Below are 18,220 nucleotides of genomic sequence, written 5' to 3'. Positions count from 1 at the left end.
CTGATGTCGAATAATGATGTCGACGATTTCATGTGCATTCCTCTTAGCCAAAAAAAAAGCCCACCAGCTAAGATGGGCACTCCATCAGGCTGCGTGGGCTTCTTTGCCAACAAGACGGTCAAAAACCACCTTGCATAAATTCGTTGTCATGTGAGTTGCAAGCCCCTTTTGGCTTGCACTGTTTTTATATAGGCACTTTTGATGCCAAAATTAAAAACCTATATTTTTCATAAGTTTAATAAAACTTGTCGTATTTGCATCATTCTGCACTGGTTATTTTCAGTGCAACTGCGCACTAACTGTGCGCGTTTGCTGCGGAGAAAAGTCGAATTTTTCAAGATCCCAAGCCCACACGCTGAACAGGCATGCGGTATACAACCTGAATGAAGGGAGTGAAATTGGATTAAGACGGATCGGTTGCCGCTCAGCCCAAGGGCGAAAACGGCAATGAATTTTGGTTGCGGGCTTGCCAGACAAGTTCAGCCTGTTTGGTAGCTGCCTCAACAGGCATATTTTCGGCCAGCATGAGATAACTGGTAAGCGTGGCAGCAATGGCCTGGTCACCATATTTGTTACTTGCTTTGCCCTGCCAGACCTCCAGCATGTCATTCACATCGAGCGCCTTGTCCTTTACTGCCCAGCTCCCTGTGAACTCGGGCAACACGATTTTTTGTGTCTCTCCACCCCGGGTAATAAACAGGTCGGTGGGACGTTCACTGTTCACTTCCGGATCGCCACCGTCACCACGAAAACACAGCGAATCGTAATCGGCAAAAGCTTCGTTCACGAAACGGTGCTTCTCATCCAGGTGCATATGATATACGCCCTGCACACTAAAGCGGGCGGCACTCGGGTTAAGCAGGCGGGCAAGCGTGTTGGCGCAGGAACGCAGACCAAACACTTCACGCAGCTTAATCAGCGTATCCAGTTCCGGTAATACTACGCCTAAATCCAGATAGGATGCGCCGTATGTGTCCAGTTGCCTCGCTGAATCTGCAACACTGCCAATCGGTTCCAGGCCCAAAGCAGGGAGTACATGGCTGGCATACAAACGGCCTGAACCCGGCTCGTGGGCGCCGTGCAGAAATACCCTGTGACCACTTTGAGCCAATGCTGCAACCGCCAGCAGATACCAGGGCAACTGCCGCCGTTTGCCAGCGTAGCAGCCCACATCCAAATCCGCTTTGAGTTGCGCCAGTTCAGGCCGAAGCAAACTGCGGCAGGCCTGCAAAAAGCCGATTACTTCTTCAGAGGTTTCTTCACGGGTACGCAGCAACATCAGGTATGCACCCCGCTGATCACCAGTAACCTGGTTACTCAGCAGCATGTGCATGGAATCCAGGGCTTCTTCACGGGTCAGAGCGCGGGCCCCCTTCTGTCCTTTTCCTATGATTTTGATGTACTGGCTAAATGGGTGTGACATGGGCAATCTGCTGAAGTAACGCCGGATCGACCTGTTGGCGGGCTGACACAACTTCCCCGAATATCAGCAGTGCCGGCCCTTTCAGGTTGGCGGCCTGTACTTTTTCGGCGATTTCGTTCAGCGGCCCGGTGATCACGAACTGGTTGATACAGCAGGCATTTTCAATCACAGCTACGGGTAAATCAAGTGCTACCCCAGCCCCCATTAAGCGTTGAGTAATTTGGCTAAGGCGTTTTAGCCCCATGTAGAGTACAACCGTTTCGGTCTTCAGCGCCTGTTGAATGCGCTGCCAGTCCGGCTCCTCATCAGGGTCCTGCATATGTGCGGTCATCAGGGTAACTGCACGCGAACAACGTCGATCGGTGAGCGGGATACCCGTATACGCCGATGCCCCGGAAGCCGCTGTAATCCCGGGCACTATGGCAAACGGAATGCCCGCCTGGGTGAGTGCATCGGTTTCTTCACAGGTGCGGGCAAAAACGGCAGGATCGCCACCTTTCAGGCGAACTACCCTGAACCCCTGCTGGGCCAGCGCAACAAGCCTACTGCAAATATCCGCCTGGGGCATACTGTGCCGCCCGCTGCGTTTGCCAACAAATTCGGTACGAACATGGCGGGGGATCACTGCCAGAACAGATTCATCCACCAGCCAGTCAAATAATACAACATCGGCACTTTGCAATAACTTGTGCGCTTTTACCGTCAATAAATCCGCATCGCCGGGGCCCGCGCCAACAATAAACACCTGGCCTGTCTGGCCTCCTTCAAGGGTAGATGCGCGGCCTTTTGCCCCGTCGTGCCGCCTTCTTACCCCTTCAATAAATCGAAAATATACACTGGGCAAACGGCTGATATGAGCAGACAAATTGAACGTCATGATAACGCTCCTTCAATAAGTAATGGGGATTGTTCCGAAGCGGCTCCGGAATCGGTCAACATACTGCTTAACTCACTGCGACAGGAGCCGCAGTTAGTACCACATTTGAGGCGTTTCCCGAGTTCTTCGACACTGTCAGCCCCGCCAGCGATTTCGGCTAAAATGGGTTTTTCGCGTACGTTAAAACAACTGCACACCAATTTACCCTGCAGAAAACTGGCTTCGACCTGATTGCGTAGCAAACTGGCCTGCACCTCAAAGCTGAGTTCGCCATCGGGATCAAATACGCTGTCCAGCCAGTCGAGCGGCAGGTTGGTGTACTTGTGATGAAGGCTCAAATACAGCACCGGGTGGTCATCTTTTAATACCAACAGGGTGACACTGCTGCCTTGCTGAAAGCTGATTTGGCAATACGCTTTTGGTAATAACATTGCCAGTTGCCGGCACAATTCGACCGCGCTGATGTTTGCAGCAATTCGGGCTGTGGAAACATGTGTGGCCGGCACCCTGCTCCAATAGTCACATTCTGCCAATAGCAGCTCAAACAAACCCTTATCTGAACAGGCCAATTGTCCGTGACAGTCAAATTCTGCTGGTGCAATGCGGATAGCACCGTGTTTGAGTTCCGGCTGTCCGGAAACAGGATCGTGGGAGCCATCAAACAGCTGCCCAAGAGTGCAATGGGACCCCCAGGTTGCCGACCAGTGAATGGGCGCAAACACTTCTCCCCTGCGCTGACGCGGGTCAATCTTTACCGGCAGGATCACCGGCGCGTTGCCGCTGCAATGCGCTTTCAGTGTAACCAGCTCGTTACTGACTACCCCCAACGCCAGCGAATCCTGGGGATGAATAGCCAGCTGGGCCTGCGCAGTATGCTGTAATAATTTGCTGGTTTTTCCGGTGCGGGTCATGGTGTGCCACTGATCGCGCATACGCCCGCTGTTCAGCACATAAGGGTAAGCCGCACTGGTTAGCTGACGTGGGCTGAGCACTTCCAGAGCAATAAACTGCGCCTTTCTGCTGGCGGTAAAAAAACGTTTGTTCTCAAAAAGACGGGCGCAGCCTTGTGGCGTCGATTCCGTCACTGGCCACTGCACCGGCTTCAGGCGATCATATTGCTGTGGTGACAACCCAGCCAGGCCAGACAGATTCAAGGCCCGCTCACCGTTATTTTGCCAGGCTGTCAGGCAAGCGTGCTCATCAAAAATCTGTGCCGGGCTCGCATAGTCAAAGGCTTCTGCAAAGCCCAATTTGGCGGCTACCTCACAAATGATTTGCCAGTCATGGCGGGCTTCTCCTGGCGGAGGCAACAGGCCCCGCTGGCGTGAAATACGCCGTTCCGAGTTGGTTACCGTGCCGTTCTTTTCCGACCAACCGCTGGCAGGCAGCGCCACGTGGGCAAACTTCAGGGTGTCGTTGTGAGTAACAATGTCCGAAACCACCACAGTGTCACAACGGGCCAGCGCACGCTCCACCTGCGCACGGTTGGGCATGCTGACCACCGGGTTGGTTGCCATGATCCAGACAAACTTCACCTTGCCTTCGTCGATGGCCTGAAATAAATCCACCGCTTTGTAACCGCCCTTTTCTGCGACTGTGGGCGCATTCCAGAACGTCTGCACGCGCTCACGATGCACAGGGTTTTCAATATCCATGTGCGCTGCCAGCATATTTGCCAGCCCACCGACCTCACGGCCGCCCATGGCGTTAGGCTGCCCGGTAATGGAAAACGGGCCACTGCCCGGCTTACCGATTTTACCGCTGGCTAGATGGCAGTTGATTATGGCGTTGGCTTTATCGGTACCCGAGGTAGACTGATTAACACCCATAGAGAAGAACGTCACTGCACTGGGAGATTGCGCAAACCGACGATAGAAGCTTTCGACCTCTGCAACCGAAAGACCACAACAACTGGCAACCGATTCCAGGTCCCATGGCATACACGCCGCCAGGGTAGCAGCAAAGCCTTCTGTGGCGGTTTCGATAAAATCTGCATCCAGTGCTTGGTGGTCTCCCAGGTAGCGCAGCAGGCCGTTGAACAGCGCCACATCGCTACCGGGCTTGATGGCCAGATGCCAGTCCGCCAGTGCACAGGTTTCGGTCTGGCGGGGGTCAATCACCACCACTTTTAGGGCCGGATTGCGCAGTCGGGCCCGCTCCATGCGCTGGAACAACACCGGGTGAGTCCAGGCTGCGTTGCTGCCCACCAGCACCAGTAAATCGGTCTGCTCCAAATCTTCATAATTGCACGGCACCAAATCCTCGCCGAAAGCCCGCTTATAAGCGGCTACGGCAGAAGACATGCACAAGCGGGAATTGGTATCGATATTGGCACTGCCGATGAAGCCTTTCATCAGCTTGTTGGCCACATAGTAATCTTCGGTCAGTAACTGCCCGGAAACGTAAAACGCAACGGCATCCGGCCCGTGTTCGGCTACAACCTGACGGATTTTATCGGCTACAAAGTCAGTAGCCTGATCCCAGTCAACGCGCTCACCGTTCAGTTGGGGGTACAGCAAGCGCTGGGTTGTGTCGTTGGTGTCCAGTAAATGGGTGCCCTTTACACACAAGCGACCGAAGTTGGCCGGATGCTCAGGCGTGCCTGTCAGACTCTCGAGACTGATGCTGCGCCCGCTTCCGTTGCAACTGATGTCCACCCCACACCCAACGCCGCAATAGGGGCATGTGGTTTGCCCCAACGACCGAACCGGAGGTTGCGCAACCAGGCTAAGCGGAGTATTGAGTTTGTTGTGGTTCATAGTTTTTAGCCTTGTTTTGGATCCGGGCGCAGCCTCAGACTGCAACCCAAACCCGGCCATTTTCAAGTTTGATATCAAACACCATCACACTGGCGTCTTCACGCTCTACGCATTGCCCGGAGGTCAGTGAGTAGTGCTCCTTGTACAAGGGCGACGCCACCACAGGGTCACCTTTTACCGAGCCCAGAATTCCCCGGTACATCACATTCGCTTTACCGATTGGGTCCCAGTTACTGATGGCAAACACCTTCTGTTCCCCTTCCAGTTTCACCGCAAACAGCGCAATCTGCTGCTCTTCAATCAGGGCACACACACCGGAATTCGGCACCAAATCTGACTCGGCACAGACGTCATGCCATTCAGGTACGTAATCAACTTTTACTTGCATGATGTTCTCCTTTAGACGATTTCTACCGGAATGCGGGCTTCGCCACTGCGCTTCTCTGCTTCGGTAGCCGGGCGAATTTGCTCCCGCTCGGTAACAAACTGAATGTTGCTGTCAGTTCCCTGAGTGTTAACGAACTGACGGAAACGTTTGCGCGACTGTTCTGACTCCAGGGTGGTTTTCCACTCACACTGGTAGGCGTCCACAACATGCTGCATTTGCGCTTCGAGCTCTGCCCCCAACCCCAACGCATCGTCAATCACTACCGATTTGAGATACTCCAGCCCGCCTTCCAGATTGTCCATCCACACCGAGGTACGCTGCAGACGGTCGGCGGTTTTGACGTAGAACATCAGGATGCGGTCGATGTAACGGATAAGGGTTTCGCTGTCGAGGTCGGTGGCAAACAAGTCTGCGTGGCGGGGTTTCATGCCGCCGTTACCACAAACGTAAAGGTTCCAGCCATTTTCAGTGGCAATCACACCGATATCCTTACTCTGGGCTTCGGCACATTCACGGGTGCAGCCAGACACGGCAAACTTCAGTTTGTGCGGTGCCCGCAAACCTTTGTAGCGGTTTTCGATATCGATGGCTTTGCCTACTGAGTCCTGCACGCCATAACGGCACCAGGTACTGCCCACGCAGGACTTCACGGTACGTACCGCCTTGGCATAAGCGTGGCCGGTTTCAAATCCGGCATCCACCAGTTCCTGCCAGATGTCGGGCAGTTGATCAACCCTGGCGCCAAACAGGTCAATGCGCTGACCTCCGGTTATTTTGGTGTAGAGGTTGTACTTCTCCGCCACCTGACCGAGTACAATCAGCTTCTGTGGGGTGATCTCACCACCGGCGATGCGCGGTACGATAGAATAGGTGCCGTCTTTCTGCATATTGCCCAGGTAGGTATCGTTGGTGTCCTGAAGCGGCAGGTGTTTGGGATCAAGGACATAGTCGTTCCACACCGAGGCCAGAATTGAGCCCACCACTGGCTTGCAGATATCGCATCCCAAGCCTTCACCATGGCCTTCAAGCAGCTCATCAAAACTGCGGATCCCTTCTACCTTAACAATGTGATACAGCTCCTGACGAGTGTGATTGAAGTGTTCACACAGCGCCTTCGATACTTCCACGCCGCGTTTTTCCAGTTCACGGTCGACCACGTTTTTCAGCAATGCGGCACAGCCACCACAGCCGGTACTGGCTTTGGTACTGGATTTCACGTCACCCAGGCTGCAGCAGCCTGCGTCGATGGCACCCACAATGTCGATCTTGGCAACGTTATGGCAGGAACAGATGGTTGCAGTATCTGGCAATGCATCGGCACCCAGCGAAGGGGCTTCTCCGGCTGAAGGTAAAATCAGGCTTTCCGGATATTCTGGCAGGGCGATGTCGTTCAGGCTGTATTGCAACAGGGTGTCGTAGTCGCTGGTGTCGCCCACCAGCACCGCACCAATGACTTTTTTCTGCGCGGCATCCACCACCAGCTTTTTGTAAATGCCTTTGGCCTGATTGTGATAGGTAAATGCCAGCGCGCCCGGTGTGCGGCCGTGGGCATCACCAATGGAACCCACTTCAACCCCCATCAGCTTAAGCTTGGTGCTCATATCTGCGCCGGTAAAGGCCAAATCCCCACCTGATATGGTGGTGGCAGCAACACGGGCCATGGTGTAACCCGGGGCAACCAGACCAAAAATACGGTTTTCCCACAACGCACATTCACCAATGGCGTAAATGCTGGGATCGGAGGTTACACAGTGGTTGTCCACCACAATTCCGCCCCGCTCACCCACGGCCAGTTCATGCTGACGGGCCAGCGCATCGGATGGGCGAATACCGGCTGAGAACAGGATCAGGTCGGTTTCAAGGAAAGTGCCATCCGCGAAAACCATACGGTAACGGCAGCTTTCACCAGCTTCTATACTTTGAGTGGCCTTCTGGGTATGCACCTGTACGCCCAGATCCTCAATTTTTCCTCTTAGCAGGTCACCACCGGCCGGGTCGAGTTGTACGGCCATCAACTGGGGCGCAAATTCAACCACATGGGTTTCCAGCCCGGCCTGCTTGAGTGCATTGGCCGCTTCCAAGCCTAACAGACCACCACCAACCACCACGCCGACCTTGCTCTGTCTGGCGGACGATTCAATGGCTTCAAGATCTTCAATGGTGCGATACACCAGGCAGTGGTCCTGGTCGTTGCCCGGAATTGGCGGTACGAAAGGGTAAGAACCTGTGGCCAGCACCAGCACATCGTAGGGATAGGTAACGCCATTGGCAGAAACCGTTTTACCTTCCCGGTCAATATTACTGACCATGGCGTTGGTGACAAAATTCACGCCCCAGTCCTGATAGGTCTGCTCGGTAGTCAACGCCAGATCTTCGGCGCTGCTGCCAGTGAAGTAAGAAGACAGGTGAACCCTGTCGTAGGCCAGGCGGCCTTCGCTACTTAAAACCGTAATGTCACAGGCGACGGATTGCTGCACCATTTGCTCAACAAAATGGTGCCCGACCATTCCGTTACCGACCACGACGATGCGTAATTGAGATGTGGATCCTGTCATGATTAACCCTTTTTTTGCCAAAAAAAAACCCACGTCCATGCAAGATGGTCGTGGGCTTCTTTGCCTGTGTCAGCGCGCGCTGGGCACACCGACGATTGTCTGTTTACTGGCAGCTAAGCTGCAAAATTCGATTACACAGTTTTACAAACAACTTTAATGCCAAAAAAAATTATCTCAATTAAACAACAATTTAAGCAAAGCGCGGTATAAAAACCGGTGGTTCATTGCACCATCAGTGAGCATTTTTTACTGCGATGGTGCATAAATATCAGGCCAGTTTGTCGGTGGCTACACGATAACGGGGATCCTCGTTGACGTTCATTTCAACGAATTTACCGGCTTTGCTCAACAGGCTGCGACACTCACTGCTGATATGACGAATGTGCAATTTCTTGCCTTGCTGTTCGTACTTGTCGGCCAGACTGTCCAGTGCGTCGATACCGGAAGAATCCCAAATCCGGCTGGCATTGAAATCAATAACAACTTCCTCCGGATCATTGGCAATATCAAACAAATCCTTGAAATGCGACACCGAGCCAAAGAAAAGTGGCCCTTCCAGCTCGTACACTTTCCAGCCGTCCTTGTCGATGTGGGTTTTGGCCATAATATGGGTAGCGTGCTTCCAGGCGAACACCAGCGCCGACACAATGACCCCCACCACCACGGCAATGGCCAGGTCGGCGATCACGGTTACCGCGGTAACCAGAAACAGTACAAAGGCATCTTCTTTGTTCACACCACGCATAATGCGGAAGCTGGCCCACTCGAAGGTACCGATAACCACCACAAACATCACGCCAACCAGTGCCGCCAGCGGGATCATCTCAATCAGTGGGGCTGCAAACAGGATGAAGCCCAGCAACACTAAGGCCGCGGTAATGCCCGACAGGCGGCCACGGCCACCGGAATTGATGTTGATCATGCTCTGGCCAATCATGGCGCAGCCACCCATACCACCGAAGAATCCGTTAACCGTATTGGCAACTCCCTGGCCAATACACTCTTTGTTGCCACGGCCACGGGTGTCGGTCATCTCGTCAATCAGGGATAACGTCAGCAAGGATTCAATCAGGCCTACCAGACACAGGATCACTGACGTCGGCAGAATGATCATCAGCGTATCCCAGTTAAACGGCACCATTGGAATGGCGAAACTGGGTAACTCTCCCGCCAGAGTTGCAGAGGCTTTTTGCTCGGCAGGCAGCAGATCACGGACAAAATCAATTACAGTGCGTGCTTCCAAATCCAGCCCGTGCACCAGCAGCGTAACTGTAACTATGGCCACCAGAGAGGCCGGTACGGCTTTGGTCAGCTTTGGCAACAGGTAAATAATTGCCATGGTCAGAGCCACCAGCCCCAGCATCCAGTAGAGCATGGTACCGCTCATCCACTCGCGCACACCCAGAGCGTTCACCACTTTGAACTGCCCAAGCTGGGCCAGGAAAATCACGATTGCCAGACCGTTAACAAAGCCAAGCATCACCGGATAAGGCACCAGACGAATAAACTTACCCAGCCGGAACACACCACACAGAATTTGCAACAGGCCGGCCAGCACCACGGCGGCAAACAGATACTGCACGCCGTGCTGGGCAACCAGAGCCACCATGACGACGGCCATTGCACCAGTGGCACCGGAGATCATGCCCGGCCGGCCACCAATTGCTGAGGTGATGAGCCCCATCATAAAGGCGGCGTACAGGCCTATCATAGGCTCTACTCCAGCCACGAAGGCAAAGGCCACGGCTTCGGGTACCAAAGCCAGGGCCACGGTGATCCCCGACAGTACATCATTTTTAATATTGCTGTCTTTGCTGGTGATTATGTCAAACATGGCTTTCCAAACAGATTGAATTGCGATTAAAAAACGGTCGCAGATTCTAGCACTTCAGGCGCCCAAAATCTTTTAACAGTTTGTTAATGCCAATCCGCATAGGAAATTGCTCAGAGGATCGGTATTAGTCTCCCTGCCTGCAAAGCCGGTGGCTATAATCAGTAGGTTTTATAGGGCAAAAACTTCCCGGACATCACCACATTAACCCGGTCACCCTTGGGATCTTCTTCACGGGTTAAGTCCATGGAAAAGTCGATGGCGCTCATGATGCCATCACCAAATTCTTCGTGAATGAGTTCCTTCAGGGTAGTCCCATAAACGTTTACCAGTTCGTACCAGCGGTAAATTAGCGGGTCGGTTGGCACCGCAGTGGGCAATGAACCTTTGTACGGGGCGATTTGCAACCAGGCCACGGCTTCGTCACTGAGCTCAAAAATTTCACCGACTTTTTCGGCCTGTTCCTTACTCATTGCCATTTGCCCAAGACAGGCAGCGGTGCTCCATTCTTTCGACTGTCCAATCACTTCGGCCACATCCCGCCATTTCACCCCTTTGCTGACTTTGGCACTGACAATCATATCGGTCACTTGTTGACGATCGGTAATCATAGTAGTTGGTTCCTTGTAGGCTGATTAAATTAATATGCGCCGGTTTACAACACCCCTCCGGCGCGGTCGATAATAAGCACGCATATCACCAGTAACAGCACGCCACTTACCCCCTGCCAAAAGCGAACCGGGTTACGCTCCAGCAACGGAGGACGCTGGCGATTCACATACTTCGGGTTGGGATGGCGCAGGTCATATACAAACTCAGAGAGTTCCTCATAGCGTTTCAGAGGGTTGATGTGCGTGGCTTTACGTAAGGTATCGTCAACCCAGAACGGAATGTTCCGCTTCGGGTCCAGCACGGTGCGATAGCGTAATTTGCGCTGCGCAGCCAGCGTGTGGCAGCGGGCGACCTGGGTTCCGTAAGGGTACTCCCCGCTCAACAGGTAATAGGCCAGCACCGCAAGCGAGTAGAGATCAGACTGTGAACTGCCACCGGCACCCACGAAATACTCCGGTGCAGCGTAAATGGCGGTACCGGGAATTCCCCCATTACTGTCAGGTTGCCATTCACTGACGCCTCCGATTCTGGCAGCACCAAGATCAATGATCTTCACCAACCCGTGCTCGTCTATCATCAGGTTTTCCGGACGAATATCCTGATGCAGTATGTCCGAACGATGCAGGGCCATTAAACCTCTGGCAACCTGTTCGATGATGTCGCGGATTCTATCCAGCGATGGCGAAGGATTATCATTAAGCCACTGGCCCAGGGTAACGCCCTGCAGGCATTCACTGAGCGTGTAAAGCGCCGTGCGCGGCCTTTCGCCCTTTGGCGCACTCACCACGTGTGCACTGTGTATTCGCCGCGCAATCCATTCTTCCATCAACAATTGTTCCAAATGATGGTCACTGTCGCCCATTTCTATTGAAGGGGCTTTTAACGCCAGTGTATGGCCGCTCGCGATATCCTCTACGCGGTAAACATGACTGCGGGCACTCGAATAAAGCACTTTCTGGACCCGGTAGCCGTCCAGTTCATCACCCGGCGACATCACTGCGGGGATGGGTAACTCTTCAGCTCCTCCCAACACGTCAAAACCGGTTTCCGGCAATTTATCAACCCGGATGATTTGCACTGTTAGATTGTCAGTGCTGCCGTTATCAAATGCCTGCTGCACCAGGCTTTGCGCCAGCCGACTGAGCTCTTCCTCTCCCTTTGCCGTGATGTCTCTTAATGCAGAAGGCGACACAAAGTCATACACACCGTCACTGGCAAGGATAAAGTAATCCCCTTCCACCAACGGCAGCTGTATTTCATCGAGTTGCAGAGATTCACTCATACCCAGTGCATTACCCAGGTAGGATTGCTGACCACTGCCCCACACACGGTGATCCCGGGTTAGCTGTTCGAGTGTGGGCGTGCTGCCCATTTTACGGACGCGGTATATCCGCGTATCTCCGGCATGAAACAGATAGGCACGGCAATGACGGAAAACCACAGCACTGAAAGTACAGACATAGCCTTTTTCTGTCTCACCCTGCCAGGGCCCCTGGCGTGTCTGGGCACACAGCCAACTGTTGATTGCATTGAGTACCTGGCGGGCCGCATGACCAACAGTCCAGGCGTCGGAAGTGCAGTAATAATCTTCAAGGAAACTTTTGACGGCAGTTTGGCTGGCAATAGCACTGACTGAACTGGAACTGATGCCATCTGCTACCGCGGCTACTGCGCCTTTGGTGAATAACGACGAGCCGGCCGGAAGCACAGCACCGTAGCAGTCCTGGTTTTCACTCTTTTCTCCTGCACTGGAGAACTGGCCGATAGACAATGACAACATGTTTGAAAAACGTGAAAAAGTGCCCGGCCTAAAGGAACAGCCGGGCGAGGTTGGTTAAGCGTGAGCCGGTTTGGCGTCAACGTCTGCAGAAACAGGTGCAGATTGCGCAGCCAGCTTGCGCTTGGGAGCGGTACGATAGTGAGTGGAGTACAGAGTCAGACCAGTAAAGGCGAGACCACCCACCAGGTTACCCAGTGCAGTTGGAATTTCATTCCAGATGAAGTAATCCATGATAGAGAAATCACCACCCATAATCAGGCCAAAGGGGAACAGGAACATGTTCACAACTGAGTGTTCAAATGCCATGAAGAAGAACAGCATGATTGGCATCCACATTGCCAGGATCTTGCCACTGACATTGGTAGAAATCATTGCGCCCACCACGCCCATGGAAACCATCCAGTTACACAGCATGCCGCGGATGAAAATGGTAAACCAGCCTGCAACACCATATTGAGCGTATCCCAGGGTACGGGCTTCACCAATACCGGCTACTTTTTCCGCGATGGCACCACCGTCGGTATTAAATCCGTAGGTAAAAATGAACGCCATCATAAACGCAACCGTAAGTGCACCAGCAAAGTTACCCAGGAATACCAGCCCCCAATTGCGCAGAATTTGCGGCCAGGTGACTCCCGGACGTTTAGCCAGCCAGGCCAGAGGGCAGAGTACAAACACCCCTGTCAACAAATCAAAGCCCATCAGATACAACATACAGAACCCGATTGGAAACAACACAGCGCCAATCAGAAACACACCGGTTTGTACCGCAATGGTAACGGCAAATACCGCCGCCAGTGCCAGAATTGCACCTGCCATATAAGCCCGGATCAACGTATCCCGGGTTGACATGTAAATTTTTGATTCACCCGCGTCAACCATTTTGGTGACGAATTCGGATGGAAGTAAGTAAGCCATGGTATCCACCTTTCCAAAAGTTGAAATTTGCAACGTTGACGAGCACACGTAACCGTCGACAAATTGCAGGCAAAAAAAAACGTCCACACCGATTCCTCTGCAAGAAGAATGGTTGTGGACGTCTTTATCCGATTCTACACGTTGTCGGGGCCACTGAGGCCGCTCTCAATTTTGTTAATACAATTACGGTGCCAACAGTGCAAATTGCATACAAATCATTTTATTTCAATATGTTAGATTAAATCACGAGTTTTCATCCAAACCTCCACCATGCTCCATAAAAGTGCAAAAATTGAAATCATTGCACTTTCATTGCGCGTGGGCGGGCTTTTCCTTCTGCAACGGCCCGCTTAAATCGGTCAAAACTAATCATCGTCGATCTGGAATGCCCTTTGCTTAAACTTTATTAATCCGTTTCGCCGGAATTCCGCAGTCAGCGAGTCAATCCCGTCAGCAGTTATCATCAATATCCAAGAGGTAGTATGAAGGGTTACAGTGACGCCACAAAGCGATTTTTGCTTGCCGCCAAACACGCAGAGAAAACCGCGCTGCAGCAGCTGTCATCCAACTGTAAGCTGGTCAATGCCGTCAAAGATGTCATCCACCAGTTGCAGCGGGAACGTGGGATAAGCAATGTTTTTCTGGCTTCCCGGGGCCACCGGTTTGAAAGTCAGCGTGCCGAACAGGTTGAGCTTAGCCTCAAGCGGGAACAGGCCTTGCGCAGCCAGCTCAAATCCATGTACCTCACCGGCACCGAGTCGTTCAGCAATATACGCCTGCTCAGCAGCATCACACTGGCATTGCAGGGCATGGATCATCTGCCTACCCTGCGCGAAAAAGTAGCGAAACTGAATCTACCGCCGCTGGATTCAACCCAGGCTTATTGCCGTCTGATAAGTGGTTTGCTTTCGGTGGTGTTTGAAGCGGCCGACGTAGCCAGCGACCCCGTGATCACACGTTTGCTGGTGGCGCTGTTCAACTTTATGCAGGCCAAAGAATATGCAGGTCAGGAGCGGGCCTGGGGTGCCATTGGGTTCGCTGAAACCCATTTTAACCGTCGTCTGTGCGACCGTTTGGAGCAGTTACAGGTAGCTCAGCAACACAGCTTCGGTATTTTCAGGGAGTTTGCCGATGCACAAGAGCAGCAACTCTGGACCGAACTGGAAGGCGGCCCGGCAACCCGGGATGTAAAGCAGCTGCGCAACATGATACAGCAACTCGCCGATGGCAGCCCAATTGCCGAGGAATTGAGTGAAGTCTGGTATGAAGTAGCAACCCGCCGCATTGATGAAATGCAAGCCATTGAAGAACACCTTACCGAAAGACTACTTGAAGTTGCCACACAGCGGGTTCAGCAGGCTGATGCGGATTTGAAAAATCACCGCCGCCGGCTCCAGGCTTTGGAAAATCAGCCGGAACCGGGCAGTTCCCCTCTAACGATGCTGTTTGACCCTGCCATGCCAGGCTTGCAGGGCTCCGGAGCCCTGGATCCCAACCTGGCCAATGGAGCGCCTTCAGTTCCTGACACAAACGGCTTTCCCCAGTCTGGCACACCGACAGCGAACACTGCGTCTGGCCTGGCGGATGCGGAATCCCTGTCGTCGCACCGTTCGTTCTACGACCTGCTGCGTGATCAGTCCGAACACATTAAGCGCATGAGCAACGAACTGGAAGAAGCCAAACGGGCCATCAGCGAGCACAAAGCCATCGATCGCGCAAAATTGATCATGATGCAGCAATGGAATCTCACCGAGGATGCGGCTTATCGAAGATTGCAGAAACATGCCATGGACCAGAATGCCCGTATCAGTGATGTGGCCGAATCCGTGATCCGTGCATCGTCGAAGAAACCAGCCTGATGCCAACAACTGGCGCCGAGGATCGGGTTCGGGTAATCTGCTGCCGTTTTATTTCCAGAATCTGAGTTTTTATGCCGTCTGCGCCGTTTGACTTTACCCTGCAGGTTATTGCACCTGTTTTACTGATTTTGATGTTGGGTTATGTGCTGTTGAAACGGAGGTTTATTTCCGAAGGATTTGTCGATTCTGGCTCAAAGCTGGTATTTAACATTGCCTTGCCAGCATTGTTGTTTATCACCATCAGCAAAGCGGATTTCAGTCTGGCCGCAAACCCCACTATTCTGGTGGTGGGCATTATTGGCACCCTGCTGTTTGTTGCTTTTCTCATGGTGATCACCCATTTCACCGTGCAACAGCCCAATGCGAAGGGGGTGGTCATTCAGGGGGGATTTCGGGCCAACATGGGCATTATCGGGCTGGCTTACTGCAGCAACGCTTACGGACCGGAAGGGCTTGCTGTCGCCTCGGTCTATCTGGGGTGTATTACCGTGTTATTTAATCTGTTGTCGGTTTTTGTGCTCAACTATTACAGTGGCGGGGCCGTTTCTTTGCTCAGCTCAGTTAAAAACCTGATCACCAACCCACTGATCCTCGCCATAGTGCTGGCTTTACCCTTTTCCTACTTTGCCGTTCCTTTGCCGTCGCTTGCAGTTAAAACGGGCGGCTACGTCGCCCAGTTAACGCTGCCGCTGGCATTGCTGTGTACCGGCGCCTCACTGCAGTTCCGCTCTTTTACCGGCGACCTGTATAACATCAGCCTCAGCACCATCAGCAAGTGCCTGCTCTACCCATTGGTCATAGTTGCAGGTTGTGCGTTACTGGGAGTTCGGGAAATGGAACTGGGTGTAGTACTCTTGATGTCGGTAGCCCCCACCGCCGCGGCAAGTTATGTAATGGCGCGTAATTTGGGTGGTGACTACCGGCTGGCGGCCAGCATCATTGCCACTACGACCCTGGTATCATTACCGGTTACGGCCATTGCATTCAGTTTGCTGCAAAACACCAGGCTACTTTGAGCTGCCTCCCCGGCATTGAGGAGAGTCAACAATTTCTCCCCCCCTGGCCCGCCACTCATCCGGCGTGTAGGTATGCATTGCCAGTGCATGAACGGGGCCTTGCAGTGCCTCGGCCAGCAAGGCATTGACCTGTCTGTGCCGGGCTATGAGCCTCGTTCCGTTAAACTTCTCACTGACAACCGTGACCTTGAAATGGCTTTGCGCACCGGGCGGCACATTGTGCATATGGCTTTCGTCCGCAACCTGCAAAAACAACGGTGCCAGCGCACTGTTCAGTTGGGATTCAATATATTGCTTTACGTCTTGCATCAGGTTACTGCCTTATCACTTTATACAGATGTCAGGTGAGGGTTAATCCAGCGGAAAGTGAGGTTGATTCTAGCATCAACCCGGCGCGACGTCTTGGCCACGCCATGCAGATAATGCGCCTGAGTAGCACCAGCCATAATAAGTAAACTGCCGTGTGCAAGAGGTAGCGAGTAACGGGCACCGGTTCGCTTGTGTTTGAACACGAACGGACGCGCAGCGCCGAAAGTCAGCGAAGCAATAACCGGCTTCGGCCCCAGTTCCGGCTCGTCATCTGCGTGTAAGCCCATGCTGTCCTGGCCATCCCGGTACCAGTTCGCCAGCACACTGTTGAAGCGTGTTCCGGTCAGCTGTTCGCACCGCCGGCGTAAAGCACTGAGCTGCGGTGTCCATGGGTGCGGATCCATGACCAGATTGGAATAGGCGTACACACATTCCGGGTCGCCGTGCCAGGATTGCAGACGCGGTATTTTTAAAGGCTTGCCAAACAGTTTAATGGTATCCTGTTGCCATGGAAGACTGGCCTGCAAAGCCTGCTGAACCCGGGTTGCCTCGACGGCGCTCAACCAACCCGGATAATAGTCCACACAGCCATCGGATAACGGCAACCGGACTGGCTGCGCTGATTGCCCATGACAGGAAGCATCAGCCATGGCACCGGCAAACAAATCGCCTTGCATATCAGTACCACGCAACCAACAGAACGATTAACAACTCGAATGAATACACAGTTTAGCCTTTTTGATCGAACGTTATCTTTAATACGTTACCCGGCACGGCATCAGCACAAAAGCCTTCAGGCCTGGGACAGCGCAGATGAATTGCTTATTACCGAAATTCAGCAGGACGCCACACAGCCCGAGGGGCAGTGTATCATTTTCAACGACGACTTTGGCGCCCTGGGCTGCTGGTTTGCCGATGAACGGCCTTTCTGGGTATCCGATTCCTGGATAGCCCAGCGTTCTTTACTGGAAAACCTTGAGGCCAACACAGCACAATATAATCAGCCCCCTGCGGTGCATTACCTGACCAGCATGGACCCACTGCCTCAAGCCCCGGCAATGGTACTGATAAAAATCCCGCGCACCCTGGCACTGTTGGAGCATCAGTTGATTGCCCTTCGCCAGGTCGTAACAGCGAACACCCGAATCATAGCTGCGGGTAAAGTGAAAAGCATCACCCGCTCGGTACTGGCATTGTTTGAGCGCTATATCGGGCCCACCCAAACTTCACTGGCGGTAAAAAAATCCCGCCTGATTTTTACCACCGTTAATTCAGAACTGTGTGCCCGTCCGGTTACTTCCCCCTACCCGACAACCTGGTCATACACCCATCAAGACGGCACACACCTTAGCCTGACCAACCACGCCAACGTATTTTCCCGTCAGTCGCTGGATATTGGTGCCAGGCTGATGCTCGGGCACATGCAGGCAGACAATAGTGACCGGCTTATCGATCTGGGTTGCGGCAACGGCATTCTGGGGTTGAGCGCGTTAGCGCAGGCACCACAATGCCAGGTTACCTTTGTGGATGAATCTTTTATGGCACTTGCCTCCGCACGGGAAAATGTGCAAACGAATTTCCCCGAACGCCTGCCCCAGTGTGAGTTTGTCGCCAGCAACTGCCTGGAAACTCTGTTATCAGACAAGCGAAGCGGTGAATTCACCAAGGTATTGTGCAACCCGCCGTTTCACCAGCAAAACACCATTACCGATCATATTGCCTGGCAAATGTTTCACGATGCCAGGGAAGCGCTGGGCAAAGGCGGCCACCTTATCGTGGTTGCCAACCGCCATCTGGACTACCACCACAAGCTTAAGCGCCTGTTTGGTGGCGTGAAGCTGCTTGCAAGCGACAAAAAATTCGTTATCTTGAGTGCAGCCAAACGATAAGGAG

14 protein-coding genes are annotated in these 18,220 nt (G+C 53.1%); 3 read left to right on the top strand and 11 right to left on the bottom strand.

Translation table 11 applies throughout. The features are described 5' to 3' along the window. Nucleotides 1-424 precede the first annotated feature (424 nt). The 9 genes from DXV75_RS03385 to DXV75_RS03345 all read right to left on the bottom strand — a co-directional run bounded on the left by DXV75_RS03385 (nt 425) and on the right by DXV75_RS03345 (nt 13,143). A complete protein-coding gene (locus DXV75_RS03385; RefSeq protein ID WP_115591946.1) occupies nt 425-1,423 on the bottom strand; it encodes a glycosyl transferase family protein in 999 nt (332 codons plus the stop codon). Continuing rightward, the gene (gene cobA / locus DXV75_RS03380) at nt 1,407-2,300 is read right to left on the bottom strand and encodes a uroporphyrinogen-III C-methyltransferase (RefSeq protein ID WP_115591944.1); all 894 of its coding nucleotides are present in this window, start codon (nt 2,298-2,300) and stop codon (nt 1,407-1,409) included. Before cobA ends, DXV75_RS03385 begins: the two co-directional genes overlap by 17 nt. Then, nucleotides 2,297-5,059, bottom strand: coding sequence for a nitrate reductase (locus DXV75_RS03375; protein ID WP_115591942.1), 2,763 nt, complete (start codon nt 5,057-5,059; stop codon nt 2,297-2,299). The genes cobA and DXV75_RS03375 overlap by 4 nt, the downstream gene beginning before the upstream one ends. A 34-nt stretch (nt 5,060-5,093) precedes the next feature. Continuing rightward, on the bottom strand, nt 5,094-5,447 hold the full coding sequence (nirD, locus tag DXV75_RS03370) for a nitrite reductase small subunit NirD (RefSeq protein ID WP_115591940.1): 354 nt from the start codon (nt 5,445-5,447) through the stop codon (nt 5,094-5,096). Between the two features lie 11 nt (nt 5,448-5,458). After that, nucleotides 5,459-8,002 (bottom strand): nitrite reductase large subunit NirB, encoded by a 2,544-nt coding sequence (gene nirB, locus DXV75_RS03365; RefSeq protein ID WP_115592178.1) that lies wholly within the window; start codon nt 8,000-8,002, stop codon nt 5,459-5,461. Between the two features lie 268 nt (nt 8,003-8,270). Further along, complete coding sequence (locus DXV75_RS03360) at nt 8,271-9,836, bottom strand: SulP family inorganic anion transporter (protein WP_115591938.1); 1,566 nt, start codon at nt 9,834-9,836, stop codon at nt 8,271-8,273. A 158-nt stretch (nt 9,837-9,994) separates the two neighbouring features. Then, nucleotides 9,995-10,444, bottom strand: coding sequence for a cyanase (cynS, locus tag DXV75_RS03355; protein WP_115591936.1), 450 nt, complete (start codon nt 10,442-10,444; stop codon nt 9,995-9,997). A 44-nt stretch (nt 10,445-10,488) separates the two neighbouring features. Continuing rightward, nucleotides 10,489-12,225 (bottom strand): bifunctional protein-serine/threonine kinase/phosphatase, encoded by a 1,737-nt coding sequence (locus tag DXV75_RS03350; protein WP_115591935.1) that lies wholly within the window; start codon nt 12,223-12,225, stop codon nt 10,489-10,491. A 54-nt stretch (nt 12,226-12,279) separates the two neighbouring features. After that, nucleotides 12,280-13,143 carry a formate/nitrite transporter family protein gene (locus DXV75_RS03345; protein ID WP_115592177.1) on the bottom strand — a complete coding sequence of 288 codons (864 nt, stop codon included), beginning with the start codon at nt 13,141-13,143 and terminating at the stop codon, nt 12,280-12,282. Between the two features lie 482 nt (nt 13,144-13,625). Between DXV75_RS03345 and DXV75_RS03340 the strand changes: the two genes are divergently transcribed. Continuing rightward, a complete protein-coding gene (locus tag DXV75_RS03340; protein WP_115591933.1) occupies nt 13,626-15,002 on the top strand; it encodes a nitrate regulatory protein in 1,377 nt (458 codons plus the stop codon). Between the two features lie 71 nt (nt 15,003-15,073). After that, entirely contained in the window at nt 15,074-16,018 is a 945-nt protein-coding gene (locus tag DXV75_RS03335) for an AEC family transporter (protein ID WP_115591932.1), read from the top strand. On the opposite strand, the gene DXV75_RS03330 is transcribed toward DXV75_RS03335, so the two are convergent. Together DXV75_RS03330 and DXV75_RS03325 are read right to left on the bottom strand one after the other, a co-directional pair. Then, complete coding sequence (locus tag DXV75_RS03330) at nt 16,010-16,327, bottom strand: BolA family protein (RefSeq protein ID WP_115591930.1); 318 nt, start codon at nt 16,325-16,327, stop codon at nt 16,010-16,012. The genes DXV75_RS03335 and DXV75_RS03330 overlap by 9 nt on opposite strands. Nucleotides 16,328-16,347: 20 nt before the next feature. Continuing rightward, nucleotides 16,348-17,004, bottom strand: coding sequence for an alpha-ketoglutarate-dependent dioxygenase AlkB family protein (locus DXV75_RS03325; RefSeq protein ID WP_425451672.1), 657 nt, complete (start codon nt 17,002-17,004; stop codon nt 16,348-16,350). A 39-nt stretch (nt 17,005-17,043) separates the two neighbouring features. Between DXV75_RS03325 and DXV75_RS03320 the strand changes: the two genes are divergently transcribed. Further along, complete coding sequence (locus DXV75_RS03320) at nt 17,044-18,216, top strand: methyltransferase (protein WP_115591928.1); 1,173 nt, start codon at nt 17,044-17,046, stop codon at nt 18,214-18,216. The last annotated feature ends 4 nt before the right edge of the window (nt 18,217-18,220 follow it).

Origin of the sequence: Alteromonas aestuariivivens (genome assembly GCF_003367475.1) — a bacterium.
In the GTDB taxonomy this organism is placed as follows: Bacteria; Pseudomonadota; Gammaproteobacteria; order Enterobacterales; family Alteromonadaceae; genus Alteromonas; species Alteromonas aestuariivivens.
The sequence above is the reverse complement of the archived record's forward strand: the minus strand, read 5'-3'. Positions and strand labels throughout refer to the sequence as shown.